Here is a 14,166-nt window from a genome sequence, read left to right on the forward strand (position 1 = left end):
CAGCGCGGCGGTCGACGAGGCAAACAGCGGCGCGTTCGCCGACGCCAGCGCGGCCCCGCGGGCCAGCGCGGTCTCCGGTTCCTCGGCCACACTCACGTCGAGGAAGGTCGTCGACTGCAACACCGGCTTCAGCGGCCCGACGTCGATAGCCGAGCCGACCAGCAACAGGCCGCCGGGCAACAGTTCCAGCTTCTCCATCCCGGCGACCATCGCGCTGAGTTGCTCGGCGGCATCGCCGTAGGACTGGGCGTGGATCTGTTGCTTATAGACGTCGGGGATGGAGCCGTCGGAGGTCTCGACGACCGCCAGCGTCGCGGTGTCGGGTTCCACCAGCAGCACCGCGGTGCGCTCGTAACCCATTGCCCCGCCGACGTTTTGCGCCAACGCCGCCGCGGCCAAAAACGCCGACACCAGCATGACGTTGTCGATCCGGTGGGCGGTCAGCGCGTCGCGCAGCGCCGCGGCTTCGAGTTGATCCGTCCACGTCACGCCGATCGACGACAGTTCCATGCCGGCGTCGGCCGCGCCCTCACGGGTGCCCAAGATGGCCGAGATCACTTGGTCGGGCCCGGTCGCGGTGGCCGCATCGTCGACGTCGGCGACGTCGAACACGTCCTCTTCTACGGTTGCGCCGTCGGCGTATTCGCCTTCCAGGACGACCATCTGGATCGATGACGGTGCCATCGACACCCCGAGCACGATATCCAATACAAACCCCTCCAAAGGTATTGCACGATGAGCCACGGCCAGGCGGAGGAAAAACCAATGGCTAACTAAGTATCGCCCAGCAGGGGTGCGGGAGGGCCGCTGCGAACCTATGTAGTCCTTATGAAGTTCTGATAGGACCGCGACGGGGTGGGTCCCCGCTGGCCCTGGTACTTCGAACCTACTTGCGTACTGCCGTAAGGATGTTCGGCGGGACTGGTCAACCGCAGAATGCACAGCTGACCGATCTTCATGCCCGGCCACAGCGTGATCGGCAGGTTGGCCACGTTGGACAGCTCCAGCGTGATGTGACCGCTGAAGCCCGGGTCGATGAACCCGGCCGTCGAGTGTGTGAGCAGGCCGAGGCGGCCCAGCGACGACTTGCCCTCCAGGCGGCCGGCGAGGTCGTCGGGCAGGGTGATGAGTTCCAGCGTCGAGCCCAGCACGAACTCCCCGGGGTGCAGGACGAACGGCTCGCCGGCGACGGGTTCGACCAAGGTGGTCAGCTCGTCCTGTTGCTTGGCCGGGTCGATGTGGGTGTAGCGGGTGTTGTTGAACACCCGGAACATGCAGTCAAGTCGCACATCGATGCTCGACGGCTGCACCAGGGCGTCGTCCAGCGGGTCGATGCCCAACCGCCCGGCGCTGATTTCGGCCCTGAGGTCGCGATCGGAGAGCAGCACGCGACGAGCCTAGCCTCCGGGGGACGCGTTCAGCGGAGATAGACCTCGCCGCCGGTCGGATATCCGCCGCCGGTGGTCGTGACGTGCACGTGGTCGTAGTGGCCGAGCCGGCTCGGCTGCGCTCCGCCGGGCGTGTAGTAGACGCCGCGCCAGATCGCGTCCTGGATGCCGAAGCGGTTGGCGTTCTGCAGCACGTAGGCGACGATCGCGTTGCCCAGCGCGATACCCTCCGCCGATTCCGGGTCGGGAATCATCACGTCGAGCGCCAGCCCCAGGGGGTGCCACGGCAACGGATCCGGGCGCACTCCCCCCATCTCGTGGATCTGGGGAAAGTCGGCGGTGATGCTGCGGGCGACCAGGATCGTCCGGACCTGCAGGCCGCGTTCGGGAGCGACGTCGGCGGTCAGCAGCGGGGCCCGGGTGTGATACCGCGACGCCGCGGCGGGCTCGGCATCGCCTACGCCGGTGAGGAGGCGATTGGACGCCACGGTCACGATTTGCGCGCAGCACGGGGCGGGTTCGCTGATAACGGGCTTGGCCTCGACATGCGGCGCAATTGGGGTGACGTCCGAGGACACCGCGAAGAACACGGCCGCGGGGGCGAGCACCGCAGCCAGGGCCACCGACGGTTTACGTCGCTTCCTGGCTAACCTGTGCCGACCCACCCCGAGCACATTACGGCGCAATAACGGAATAATAAATATGCGAATGTGAATTTGTGAAAGGAATAACTCCGGTTCGGTGCGACGGCGCGCGACGGCCGCAGCGCCGGAGCCGATGAGCGGTCCTGACCTCGACGGCTCCCGTCGGGTGCTAGCCTTCCTTGGCGAGAAGTGCCGATGTAGTTCAATGGCAGAACATCAGCTTCCCAAGCTGAATACGCGGGTTCGATTCCCGTCATCGGCTCCACGTTTACCCGCGGCGATGCGGCGCGATGACGACGCCGTGTCAGCGTCACGGTGATCCATTGAACGGCCGGCCCCCGGCGACATATTGGTCTCAGCACGCGTAAGCGCCCATGCGCCTCACGACACTTTGTCGACCTCGGACTCGCCCTGGATGCGAGGGGCGTACCGAAACACGGCACCTCTACGGGCTGCTGCCGCTCCCGGCCGAGTCTGAGCGCCCGGATTTCAAAGACGCTGTGCCCCAAGAGCGTTGGATCCACAACTGGTCAAGGTTCGCCTTGACCGACTCGGCTCCCGGGGGAAGTGCGATGCGCTCGACTGAGCTGTATATCCGCTCCATGCATGACCGTACCGCCGCACGTGCTCGTCGCTGTCCCATGCCCCAGGAAACCGCTTCGGCCGTCAGATCATCGACGTCGATGCCGTCAATACCCGTCTTCCCGTTGATCACATGTCCGGTGCCCTTGAATGCGGGATCCAGGTACATGACCGGCGCGACGTCGTAGATCGGTGCCAGCGACACACTGCCATCACGGCCGATCATCACTGAGTAGTTTTTTGAGTGCGCGTCACTATTGCCAATGACGACGTTAAACGTGACTGCCTGCAGCAACGCCAATCGAAAGCCGTCAGGATCCAACGCCCTCGGTGCGGCCGCGCGTGCCACGCGTCGTAGCCTCGAGCCCAAACGAGTTGCTTCGCTGGTGCTCTCGTATTTGGCCGCGGGATCGAGACCTAGTGCCTGACAGAAATCTTCTTGATGCAGCCGAGTGCCGTCAGGGCCTCGGTCATAGCGGACCACGACAATGGCCGTGCGTCCACCAAAGCGATCTATTCGCGGCTCTGCGGCATCGATGCCTGCGCCGCGCGCCACTCGTAGCGCCCAATCTTCCGTCTGAATGAGAAGCTTCACGGCGCCGCCGAGCGGCTCGGGTTTGATGATGTGCGTCGAAGCCGCACCTGCTTCAGGCCAACCCCATTCGCCGTTGGGAAGAGCTACCAAGAGCACTTTGTCCTGAATACCGGCGAGCGATGCCTGTGGCGTGGTGCCCTCAGGTAGATGGTAGGTCGGCAGGTCCGCGATCAGAGTGTCGACCTCCTGCTTCGTCAATCGGCGGACCCGGCCGGCACCGGGTTTCGCTCCTTCGGTGAGAATCTGGACCGCACCCGCACATTCCGCGCCCAACCGTTCCAATAGCGTCATCGTGTCGTTGACTGGCACACCAGCCTCGGTGGCGATGTGGCGACGCAGGTTGCCTTCTGGCAAAAGACCTTCGATGAAGGCCGAGACCTGCAACTTGCCGTCCCGGTCCTGGACAGGTTTTCGCGAGATGGGTAACGCCAAGGACAGGACTCGACTCCCCTCGCCGAAGTTGTCGAGCGCTTCCTCGGTGAACTCCAGACGCAGACGGAAGCGGCGCGGCTCGCTCAGCCGTGCGACGTGGACGCCGTACAGCCAGACGTCAAGCGCTTTGCGCGCCATCGATTGTCGTCATTCGGGAAAACTTCGGCACTAGCGCCAGCGCCATGCCGCACTCCGAAAGCGCGCGCAGGGCTATATCGACGCTGACAGATTCTCCCCGTTCGAGACGGGAGATGGTCATACGATTGACTCCGATGCGGTTGGCGAGCTCATCCTGGTTGAAGCCCCTGTCCTGGCGCGCGCGCCGGACGTGTTCGCCGAATTCGATGGTGTCGTACACCAACGGTACTTGATGATGCATATTTTAATCATACGGTGGATATGCCCCGATGATCAATATTTTTATCATTGGGTCCCAGGCGCCTGATGATTAATATTTCTATCATCTCGGGCGTGGACTCGAATGATCGAGATATATAGCACGCACGCTCCATCTGTAGCGGATGCGCGATGGAGAAAGAACGCCGAGCGGCGGGGAGCATAGCGCCGAAACCTCGCCCACAGCAATCGGTTTCATAACGCCACCCGGCGCGCCGGCAAGCGCGTAACCCGCTGGTAGCTTTACCGCCATGGGTGCTTTGGACGGACGCGTGGCTTTTATCACCGGCGGAGCTCGAGGACAGGGCCGCTCGCATGCGCTGGCCCTGGCCGCCGAAGGAGCCGACATCGTCGTCGCCGATGCCCCGCAGGCGATGACGGACCTGACCTATCCCCTGGGCACCGAGGACGACCTACGGGAAACGACCAAGCTCGTCGAGGAACTGGGCCGGCGTTGCGTGCCGATCACCTTGGACGTGCGCGACGCGGCCGCGGTCAACGCCGCGATCACCCAGACGGTCGCCGACCTAGGCAGCCTCGACATCGTGGTGGCCAACGCCGGAATCGTCAGCACCGGGGTGCTGGAAGACGTCAGCGACGTGGTGTGGCAACAGCTGATCGACACCAACCTGACCGGCGCCTTTCACACCCTGCGCGCCGCGATACCGGTGATGCGCCAGCAGCGGTTCGGCAGGATCGTCGTCACCTCCTCGATGGGCGGCCGCATGGGCATCCCCGAGCTGGCCGCCTACAACGCCACCAAGTGGGGCGTCATCGGCCTGGCGAAGTCCGCCGCCCTCGAGGTCGCCAAGGAGGGCATCACGATCAACGTGGTCTGCCCCACCACCACCCAGACGCCGATGGTGCAACCCACCGGAAGCGACGACGTCCCCGACGACCTCGTGCGCCGGATGACCAAAGCCAACCCGATACCGCAACCCTGGCTACAGCCCGAGGACGTCAGCCGCGGCGTGGTGTACCTGGTCACCGACCCCGGAGTGATCACCGGAAGCGTGCTCGAGATCGGCCTCGGCGGCAGCGCACGCATCCACTGACGATCGGCTCCGCATGCAGTCGGCGGGCCGTCTAGTTACGGACCCCGTTCAGAAACAGCATGAATTCTGAAGACGCGGGAAATTCAGCCGCCGCGGACGGAGATCGCCCAGCGGCGCGCAAGAGGTCGGTCACGTTCGCGTTGTGTGTTACCCAGCCACGCTCCGCCAGATACACCGCAGGATCTTGCCGGGGCCCCGAAAAGGTCAGTCCTCGCAAATTGAGGCTGGAGTCACGCTGGCACCACTGGTCATGGAACTCGCTGAGAAATTCATTGATCAGATCGGGACGACGAATGTCGGTGTGGTCGGCCACTATCCGGCTGCCCGGGGCGCTCAATCCCGTGATCGCATCGAGTATTTCGTCGTGCGCCCGGGGTGGCAGATAGCCGACCAGGAGACCTTCCACAATCCATGCTGTCGGCTCAGTGTCGTCAAACCCCGCTTGCAGCAATGCTTTCGCCCAGTCACGTCGGAGATCGACGCCCACGCAACGGTGGTGCGTCGCCGGCGCGCATCCCAGCTTTGCCAAGATATCTCGCTTCCAGCCGATGACTTCGGGTTGATCCACTTCATAGATGGATATCCCCGACGGCCAGTCCAATCGGTACGCGCGGCTGTCCAATCCGGATGCCAAAATCACCGCCTGTCGAAGACCCAGGAAGCACGCCTGGGTGGCGAAGTCATCGAAGGCTCTACTGCGAAGACCGAAATACGCCGGAAGCCAGCCCGCCCCGATCTCCGAAAACGAGACCAGTCCATCGACTATCTGGGTAAAAAGCTTGATTCCGACTGCCCGAACCAAATCCTCGGCGAACGGATCGTTGATCAGCGGGTTGGGGCTCTTGCTGGCGACGGCCCGCGCGGCGGCCACCATCGTGGCCGTGGCTCCCACGCTGGTTTTCAAGCCCCAGCTATCGTCGTCGGTTCGGGTCATGTTCGCTCCTTTGGGATTTCGGTTGCCAAGATTTGTCGCGCCGAAAGCTTTGGGTAGCGGCGCGCGATTCGGGCAGCAGGCGAGTTCCCCGGCATCGAAGCCCTAGCCACGGTATTGATCAACCTTGGCGGCGTAGTCATCGAGCAGTCGAAGTGACTCGTCGGTCGGCAGCGTGGGTAACAGGAGCGCCACCTGGCCGAACCCCAGCTTGTCGGCCACGGCCCAATAGCCTGGGTCGACGGGCGCGCCGAACATCGCCAGCGGGACGTCGTAGCCCGCACCGTCACGCATTTCGTTGGTCCGCATGATCAAGGCCTCCGCTGGCGTTGGGACGGCTAGCCACCCCGCGTTGTGCCGGATCACCCGTTTCACCGCTGCCGCGGAGTTGCCGCCGATGAAGACCGGAGGATGCGGTTGCCGGACCGGCTTGGGCCGGATGTAGGACGCGTCGAAATTGACATACGTGCCGTGGTATTCGGCGGGTTCGTCGCTCCACAGCGCCTTGACGGCCTCGATCCGCTCGTCGAGCAGCGCACCGCGCGTCTTCGGGTCGGTGCCATGGTCGCGCAGTTCCTCGAGATTCCAGCCTGCGCCCACGCCCAAGGCGAACCGGCCGTTCGATATCAAATCGATGCTCGCGGCCTCTTTTGCCACGATGATCGGATCGCGTTGGACCAACAGCGCGATACCGGTGAACAGTTCGATTCTCGACGTCGTCGCCGCGGCAGCGGCCAGCGTGACGAAGGGATCGAGGGTCCGGTAAAACTCGGGGGGCAAATCGCCGCCGAGTGGATATGGCGACTGCCGGCAGGCCGGTATATGGGTGTGCTCGGCCACCATCAGCGAAGTGAAGTGCCGGTCTTCGATCGCGCGAGCGAGCGACACCGTGTCGATGCTGTTGTCGGTTACGAACGTGGAAATACCAAAGTCCATTTGATCCTCGACCGTTAGTCATGCAAGGGGTTGCAGCGTCCCGCGTGACTTCCGAAACGACCGCCACCGCAATGCAACCTGTGCGGGTGGCCGAATCGCCGGACGCCTCGAGAAACCCCCTTGCTGTCCTCGTGATCAGCGTCGCCGAGACCGCGGACGCCAACCAGACTGCGGCTTTACCGGTAGCGGCGCAGACAGTCAGCGGGTGCTGCGCGCGTGCAATCGTCAGTCGGTTGCCGTACCAGACCGGCCAGCATCTGCAGAGCCGGGCCCCCGACGCCATCGACGTTGAGACCGCGGGCGAAGCGCGGCGACAACGCACGAGCCAACCGAGTTAGCGGCCAGGATTGTCGCCGGAACCGCACTGACGGCGATCCGATGTTCGCTACGCTTGACCCCGATTGATCAATCGCCTGGGAAGTTGGGGCCAGGTAATGGCTGAAAAACCCAAGGCTCGCGCCCCGGCGTCGGGAGCGAGCGAGGTCGTGGCGGAGTTAGCCGCTGCCGGGTTCGACAACGCCCGCCAGATCGCTCGGGGCGCCGCCGGGGTGGTCTATTGCTGTCGCGAGACAGCGCTCGGGCGCAATGTGGCGATCAAGGTGCTGCCGACCTTCATCGACGACGCCGGCCGCGAACGGTTTCTGCGCGAGGGCTACGCCATGGGCGGGCTCTCGGGGCACCCGAACATCGTCAACATTTTGCGGGTCGGCCTGACCGCGAGCGGCCGCCCCTACATTGTCATGTCGTACTGCCCCGCGGGCTCGCTGGGCCTGCGGGTGCAGCGCGAGGGCCCCATCGCCTGGCCGGAAGCCGTGCGGATCGGCGTAAAGCTCTGCGGCGCACTGGAAACCGCACACCTGAGCGGCACGCTGCATCGCGACATCAAGCCCGCGAACGTCCTCGTCAACGACTACGGCGAACCGCAACTGACCGACTTCGGGACCGCCCACATCGCCGGCGGATATGAGACGGCGGCCGGATTGTTCTCCGGCACAATCGATTACCTCGCGCCCGAGGTGATGGCGGGCGATCCCGCGACCGTCGGCAGCGACGTCTATTCGCTTGGCGCCACCCTGTATTCGCTCATCGCCGGTAACCCCGCCTACGAGCGCCGCGGCAGCGAAGACCTGCTCGCGCACTACACGCGGATCAACAACACGCGGGTCCCGGACCTGCGTCCCGGCGGGATCCCCGACGCGGTGTGCGCGGCGATCGAGACGGCGATGGCGGTCGACTCGGCCGAGCGGCCGGCGTCGGCGGCGGAGTTCGGTCGCGGACTGCAGGAGAGCCTGCGCCGCAACGGCCTGAAGCCCGACGCGATGGCCATCACCGCCGTCGGCGCGGGCGCGGGGCGCACGGTGGGCGGCTCGGCGGGTCTGGCGAAGCCGCGGACCTCACCGGCCGGGCATGGCGGGAAGACGGGGGCACCCGCCCCGCGACCGCCGCGCATCGCCAAACCTGCCCCGCGAAACGCCGACCCGGACAGCACCTCGCTGCTCCATCCGCTCACCGATCGCCGAACGCCGCCCGCGCCGCCGCGTCCCACCAGCCCCCAGCCCACCGGGCCACGCCCCGCGGACAGGCGAGGCCCAATTCCGGCCCGGCCCACCACCTCCGAACCCACCGAGGCGATCGCCGAACCGACCAGCATGACCGACGCGATCGCGCCGCCGAGCGACGCCGACCCACCCGCCGTCGCGCGTCGCGGGCCGGCCGCCGGGGCGGTGAAGTGGCTGGGCTCGTCGGGCAAGAAGGGCAATCGCCTGACGGCGCCCCTGATCGTGCTGGGGATCGTGGTGGCGGTGCTGGTGCTCGGCAGCGGCGTCTACGTGCTGCTCACCCAGGGCAACAAACACCACCAGCCCGCGGCCAGTCAACCGAGCGGCCAAACCGTGAAGTGGCAGCCGATCACCAACGCGCGCATCGCGCGCCAGGCGGCGGCGACCACGCAGGCCGATGGCACGATCTGGATCTTCGGCGGATTGGGCAGTAACCACGCGCTCGTCGCCAACCACGAGGGCTATGACCCGGTGATCGACAGCTGGAAGAGCGGCGACGATCTTCCGGTTCCGGTTCAGCACGCGATGGCGGTGACGTGGCGGGGCAACCCGATCGTGCTCGGCGGCTGGCGGGCCGCGGGAGCGCAAAAGGTTGCCAGCGACCAGGTTTGGCGGGTGGTCAACAGCCACTGGGTCGAGCTGCCCCACCTGTTGCAACCGCGGGCGGCGGCCGCGGCCGCGGTCGTGGGCGACCGCATCGTCGTCACCGGCGGCGTCGACGCGAACGGCGCCCCGCTGAACACCACCGAGGTCTTCGACGGCAACTCCTGGACCCTCGGCACGCCGATCCCGACCCCGCGGCAGATGCTGGCCGCGGCGTCGGACGGCAAGCTGGTGTACGCGGTGGGCGGCAGCAACGGGACCACCGACCTGCCGACCGTCGAGGCGTATGACCCTGCCGCGAAAAGCTGGACGCGGTTGCCCGACCTCCCCCAGCCACGCGGTGATCTCGGCGTGGCGATCGCCGATCGGCGGTTGGTGGCCGTCGGGGGGCAGTCGGCCGGGCAGGTCCTCAAGAGCGTGTCGGTGTTCGATCTGACCACGAACGCGTGGGCCGGCTTGCCGGATCTTGCGATTGCGCGCCACGGCATGGCGGTCGACGCGGTGGGGCAAGCCGTGTTCGCGATCGGCGGGTCGAGCGAGGTCGGCGACGGCCAGGCCACCTCGTCGGCCGAGGCGCTGCAGCTGCCGGCGCGCCGAATCCAGCCCGCCGCGCAATGGCGTTCCCTGCCCGATGCGCCGACGCCTCGGCTGATGACGGCGTGGACCGTGCTCGACGACAAGATCTGGATCGTCGGCGGCCTGCGCGACGGCGTGGCGTTGTCGACGGTCGAAAGCTACGACCCGCGCGCCGGCACCTGGCAGCCGCAACCGCCACTGCCAATCCCGCTGCACCACGCCGCCGCGGCGACCTATCACGGCGAGGTGGTGGTGCTCGGCGGCGCCAGCAGCGACCTCACCCAAGCGTCCACCAAGGTGTTCGCGTTGCGCGCCGGCAAGTGGGTCGAACTGCCGAACCTCACCCACGCCCGCGCGGCGCTGGCCGCCGCGGTGGTCGGCGACAAACTCGTGGCCGTCGGCGGCCAGAACGCCAAGCAACTCGTCGGTCAGACCGAGGTCTTCGACGGCAGCTCGTGGCACGACGCGGCAGAGATGCCAACTCCGCGTGAACATCTCGCGGCGGTGTCGGACGGCACCTACGTCTACGCGGTCGGCGGCAGATTCCTGTCGGCCGACAAGAACTCCGCGGCGTTCGAACGGTTCGACCCCCAGTCCGGCAGCTGGACCAAATTGGTCGACATGCCGACCCCCCGCGGCAGCTACGGCGCCGCGTTCATCGACGGCCGGATCCTGGCGGTCGGCGGTGAGGAGCCGACGCGGGTGTTGGGGGTGGCCGAGATGTACGACATCGCCAACGGAACCTGGAGCGCGCTGCCCCCGATGCCCACCCCGCGTCACGCCGAGGCGGTCGCGACGGTGGGTAACACCGTCTACTGCATCGGTGGCGCGAACCGGCCCACCCACGAAGGCCCGGTCGCTACGGTCGAGGCCCTGGACTTCATCTAGCGGTGACGGCGGATCAGTGGCGCTTGAGCCGACTGCGCCACCCCACGAATCCCGCGTACACGATGGTCAACAGCGCCAGCATGCCCACGTCGAACAGCCAGGTCGAGGCCGTGTGCTTGAAGTGGCGGTCTTTCGGGGCAAGCGGGCCGGGCTCGATGGCCCACAGGTCGACCGTCGAGGCCTGCGCCGCATAGCCCCACCGCGAGGGCACCGCCCACGACATCTGGTCCAGGCCGAGCCGGTTGGTGACCGGGACCATGCCCCCGCAGAGCACCAACTGCAGCATCAGGGACACCACCAGCAGCGGCATGATCTGCTCGTTGGACCGGGCCAGGGAGGACAGGACCAGGCCGACCATCGCGGCGGCGACGCACATCGCGGCGGTTGCGACGTATAGCTCGAGGGTGGCACTGCCCAGCAGCAGGGCCGGGCGCGTCGGCGCCCCCTTCCCCAGGATCGTGATGGTCGTGGCGATCGCCGACTGAATGACGGCGAACACGAAGAACACCGCCATCTTCGCGAGCAGATACGCCTTGGTGGACAGGCCGACCGCCTGTTCCCGGCGAAAGATCGGGCGCTCGCCGATGAGGTCGCGGATGGTCAGCGCGGTCCCCATGAACACGGCGGCCATGGTGAGCAACATCAACACCGAGCCCGGCTCGTCGGAGCCGTCGCCGCTGGGATCGGCGACACGGAATCCGGTCGAGCCAGGAACGGTGAGCGACAGCGCGCCCATCACGAACGGCAACAGCGCCAAGAAGATGAAGTAGGCGCGGTCGGCGACGATCAGCCGAACCTGGCGGCGCGCGATCGTGGCGAACTGACGACGGGTGCTCGAGCGTGCCGGCGCGCCCAGGTCGGCCGGCTTCTCCGCCTCGGGTCCCGCCGGCGGCGGTTTGAGCTGGGCCAGGAACCGACGGTTGGCCTCGTCGGGGTCCGCCCCCACCATGCCGAAGATCTTGGCCCAGTTGGTGGTTCCCATGGTCGCTTCGATTTCGTCGGGCGGCCCGCAGTACGCCGTCTTGCCGCCGGGCGCCATCAACAACACCTGGTCGCACAGGTCGAGATAGCTCAGCGAGTGCGTCACCACCAGCACCACCCGACCGGCGTCGGCCAACTGCCGCAACATGGTCATGACCTGTAAATCGAGCGCCGGATCCAGGCCGGAGGTCGGCTCGTCGAGGATCAGCAGCGACGGCCCGGTGAGCAGCTCGAGTGCCACCGAGGCACGCTTGCGCTGCCCGCCGGACAGCTTGTCCACCCGCGTGTCGGCGTGCTTGGTCAGCCCGAGTTCCTCGATCACCTGCGCGACCACCTGCGCGCGGTCCTCTTTGCTGGTGTCGGGCGGCAGGCGCAGCTCGGCGGCATAGTTCAGCGCCTGGGTCACGGTCAGCTGGCGGTGCACGACGTCGTCCTGGGGCACCATCCCGATCCGGCTGCGCAACGACGCGAAGCTGGCGTGAATGTCGTGCCCTTCGAAGGTGATTGAGCCCGAGCTGGGACAGGTGGCGCCGGCGATCAGCCGCGACAGCGTGCTTTTACCGGCCCCGGACCCGCCGATGAGGGCGGTCAGCGTGCCGGGCCTGGCGGTCAGCGAGACTTTGTGGATCAGGCGTTTGCTGTCGATTTCGAAGTCGACCTCGCGCACCTCCAGCCCGCCGGTGCGGGTGGCCGCCTGGGCGCGACGGAGCAGGATCTCGCCGTTGAACACCAGGTCGACGTTGCCGATGGTGACGACGTCGCCCTCGGTCAGCGGCGCCGACAGGATTCGGGTGCCGTTGACGAACGTGCCGTTGATGCTGTGGGCGTCGTGGATCTCCATCCCGGTCGGGCCCGGCACCAGATAGGCATGCTGGCGCGACGCCAGGACGTCCGAGATGACGATGTCGCTGTCCTCGGCGCGGCCGATCACGGCGGCGCCGGTGGGTGGCGCCGCGAGCCTCGACCGGGACCGCTGCACCGCGCGCCGCAGGTTGGTGCTGTCGAACTCCGCAGCTTCGAGGGCTTGCGCGCCGATCTCGGTCAGCGGTTGGCCCTTGGCCGGCACCCCGGCGGGCCGTTCGGGCGGCGGTTGGGGACCGCGGGGAGGCGGCGGTTGGTTCGGATAGCCGACGGCCCGGCGCGGGCCGCTGGCCTGTGGCGATGCCGGAGGTGGCGGCCCGTGGCGCAGCGGGGCCGGCTGCTGGCGCGCGATGCGGGGAGCCGAGCCGCCGACGGGCTGCGCCGGCTCCGGGCGAGGGGGCCGCATGGCACCGGGCCGGGCCAGGGCCTGCATCCCCTCGACCGTCGGCGGCAGCTGACCCACGGTCCGGTCGGGGCGTTCGATCACGAAGCTCAACCGCGGCCCGTCGGGGCTTCCGACGTTGATGCTCTGGCCGTCGCGGATGTCGACGACGGACACCCGGCTCCCGTTGACGAACATCCCGGTCGGCGATCCATTGTCGATCGCGAGCCATTTGCCCCGGTCGAACCGCAACAGCAGGTGCGCGCGGGCGATCCGCGGATGGGCGACCCGCATGTCGGCACGGAGATCACTTCCGACGACGAGATCGTGGCCCGCAGCGAAACTGCGCCGTGACCAGTCAGATTGAACAGTCAGCACGGGCGGTGCGGGCCTACTCATCCCATCAGTATTCGACCCGCCGCCACCAAGCGCCAGCGGTTTGGTCATATTGGTCGCCGCCCCGCCCTTCGCATTTGCTGGACGGGCCCCTCGCCGTCGCGACGGGCGCCCGGGTGCCCGGGCCGCGCCGTCACAACACGGTCACGATTCGCGGCCGACGGCTCGTCGGGCTGGCTTTTGTGGCCCTCCATCCGAGCGCCTGGTCACCGCGCCGCGACGCTAAACCTCCCGTGCCCAAACCGTGACCGTCGCGTGCCCAAATATCGACGCGCCCTTACGCTTCCGCAGGTCAACGCCCATTTATCATCCCTATTACAACTCTGTCAGTTAAAAGGAATTGGAGCCATGCGGACGGGTGTTCGGTGTGTTCTTGCGGTGATCGGAACCGCGGCGAGTGTTGTCGTGACGCCGGCCGGGGTGAGCCTGGCGGCGGCCAACGAGTCGCATGGGTTTGCGATCGCGTCGATTTCCCCGGGCCGCGACGAGGTGGTCGGCGTGGCGCACCCCATCCAGGTGCGCTTCAAAGCGCCCATCACCAACCCGGCCGACCGGCGTCGGGTATTCCGGCCTGCCCATCGAGGCGGGCATCACGCCCTGCTCGCCGAAGTGCGGCCGGTGGTGCGGCGCGGGCAGCGACGTCGGCGGTCCCGCCTCGGCGCCGTCGATGCTGACGGTGAAGGTGTGTTCGGAGATGCTGGCGACGCCGATCACGGCGGGGCCCGTTTTGATCTCGGCGGCCGCGCCGCCCACCGTCAACGGAATCGTGCTGTGCGCCGGCCAGTATCGATCCGGCACCCACTGCACAACCTTGTTGTCGAGCCATTCGAACTTGCCGGTCATCGCGGGCGTCGACTTGACGTCGACGGCGCGCTCGGCCGCCTGCCGGTCGGCCGGGTTGGTGATGGGCGCTTTGAAGCGCACCTGGATGGGGTGCGCCACGCCGACCACCTCGTCGCGG

Annotated in this window: 9 protein-coding genes, 1 tRNA gene and 2 pseudogenes; 3 read left to right on the forward strand and 9 right to left on the reverse strand. The window is 67.0% G+C overall.

The features are described 5' to 3' along the window. The 3 genes and pseudogenes from A5646_RS12270 to A5646_RS12280 form a co-directional block, all read right to left on the reverse strand. A pseudogene (locus A5646_RS12270) lies at nt 1-684 on the reverse strand (hypothetical protein); the annotation flags it as partial. Between the two features lie 131 nt (nt 685-815). Continuing rightward, entirely contained in the window at nt 816-1,388 is a 573-nt protein-coding gene (gene dcd, locus A5646_RS12275) for a dCTP deaminase (RefSeq protein WP_066879589.1), read from the reverse strand. 29 nt (nt 1,389-1,417) lie between these two features. Further along, nucleotides 1,418-2,053 carry a hypothetical protein gene (locus A5646_RS12280; protein WP_197499429.1) on the reverse strand — a complete coding sequence of 212 codons (636 nt, stop codon included), beginning with the start codon at nt 2,051-2,053 and terminating at the stop codon, nt 1,418-1,420. Nucleotides 2,054-2,223: 170 nt separating this feature from the next. On the opposite strand from A5646_RS12280, the gene A5646_RS12285 reads away from it, so the two are divergent. After that, nucleotides 2,224-2,297 (forward strand) — tRNA-Gly (locus A5646_RS12285). A 180-nt stretch (nt 2,298-2,477) separates the two neighbouring features. Here A5646_RS12285 and A5646_RS12290 read toward each other — a convergent pair. Both A5646_RS12290 and A5646_RS12295 read right to left on the reverse strand, forming a co-directional pair. Continuing rightward, nucleotides 2,478-3,779 carry a type II toxin-antitoxin system HipA family toxin gene (locus A5646_RS12290; RefSeq protein ID WP_067021894.1) on the reverse strand — a complete coding sequence of 434 codons (1,302 nt, stop codon included), beginning with the start codon at nt 3,777-3,779 and terminating at the stop codon, nt 2,478-2,480. Next, nucleotides 3,760-3,999, reverse strand: a complete 240-nt coding sequence (locus A5646_RS12295) for a helix-turn-helix transcriptional regulator (protein ID WP_231998301.1) — start codon at nt 3,997-3,999, stop codon at nt 3,760-3,762. The genes A5646_RS12290 and A5646_RS12295 overlap by 20 nt, the downstream gene beginning before the upstream one ends. A gap of 289 nt (nt 4,000-4,288) precedes the next feature. On the opposite strand from A5646_RS12295, the gene A5646_RS12300 reads away from it, so the two are divergent. Next, nucleotides 4,289-5,092 carry a mycofactocin-coupled SDR family oxidoreductase gene (locus A5646_RS12300; RefSeq protein ID WP_066866682.1) on the forward strand — a complete coding sequence of 268 codons (804 nt, stop codon included), beginning with the start codon at nt 4,289-4,291 and terminating at the stop codon, nt 5,090-5,092. A 31-nt stretch (nt 5,093-5,123) separates the two neighbouring features. Here A5646_RS12300 and A5646_RS12305 read toward each other — a convergent pair whose 3' ends face one another. Both A5646_RS12305 and A5646_RS12310 read right to left on the reverse strand, forming a co-directional pair. Continuing rightward, the gene (locus tag A5646_RS12305) at nt 5,124-6,026 is read right to left on the reverse strand and encodes an SAM-dependent methyltransferase (protein ID WP_067021896.1); all 903 of its coding nucleotides are present in this window, start codon (nt 6,024-6,026) and stop codon (nt 5,124-5,126) included. Between the two features lie 102 nt (nt 6,027-6,128). Further along, entirely contained in the window at nt 6,129-6,959 is an 831-nt protein-coding gene (locus A5646_RS12310; RefSeq protein WP_067021898.1) for an LLM class F420-dependent oxidoreductase, read from the reverse strand. 434 nt (nt 6,960-7,393) lie between these two features. Between A5646_RS12310 and A5646_RS12320 the strand changes: the two genes are divergently transcribed. Further along, nucleotides 7,394-10,585 (forward strand): kelch repeat-containing protein, encoded by a 3,192-nt coding sequence (locus tag A5646_RS12320; protein ID WP_067021902.1) that lies wholly within the window; start codon nt 7,394-7,396, stop codon nt 10,583-10,585. Between the two features lie 13 nt (nt 10,586-10,598). Here A5646_RS12320 and A5646_RS12325 read toward each other — a convergent pair whose 3' ends face one another. Next, nucleotides 10,599-13,208, reverse strand: coding sequence for an ATP-binding cassette domain-containing protein (locus A5646_RS12325; protein ID WP_067021903.1), 2,610 nt, complete (start codon nt 13,206-13,208; stop codon nt 10,599-10,601). A gap of 543 nt (nt 13,209-13,751) precedes the next feature. After that, nucleotides 13,752-14,166 (reverse strand): annotated as a pseudogene (locus A5646_RS12330) (Ig-like domain-containing protein); the annotation flags it as partial.

It is taken from the genome of Mycobacterium sp. 1245499.0 (assembly GCF_001673615.1).
Taxonomy (GTDB): domain Bacteria; phylum Actinomycetota; class Actinomycetes; order Mycobacteriales; family Mycobacteriaceae; genus Mycobacterium; species Mycobacterium europaeum_A.

Coding starts and splice junctions, on each gene's coding strand:
- A5646_RS12290 (WP_067021894.1), bottom strand. CDS start 3,779: ATGGCGCGCAAAGCGCTTGACGTCTGGCTGTACGGCGTCCACGTCGCA.
- A5646_RS12300 (WP_066866682.1), top strand. CDS start 4,289: ATGGGTGCTTTGGACGGACGCGTGGCTTTTATCACCGGCGGAGCTCGA.
- A5646_RS12305 (WP_067021896.1), bottom strand. CDS start 6,026: ATGACCCGAACCGACGACGATAGCTGGGGCTTGAAAACCAGCGTGGGA.
- A5646_RS12310 (WP_067021898.1), bottom strand. CDS start 6,959: ATGGACTTTGGTATTTCCACGTTCGTAACCGACAACAGCATCGACACG.
- A5646_RS12320 (WP_067021902.1), top strand. CDS start 7,394: ATGGCTGAAAAACCCAAGGCTCGCGCCCCGGCGTCGGGAGCGAGCGAG.
- A5646_RS12325 (WP_067021903.1), bottom strand. CDS start 13,208: ATGAGTAGGCCCGCACCGCCCGTGCTGACTGTTCAATCTGACTGGTCA.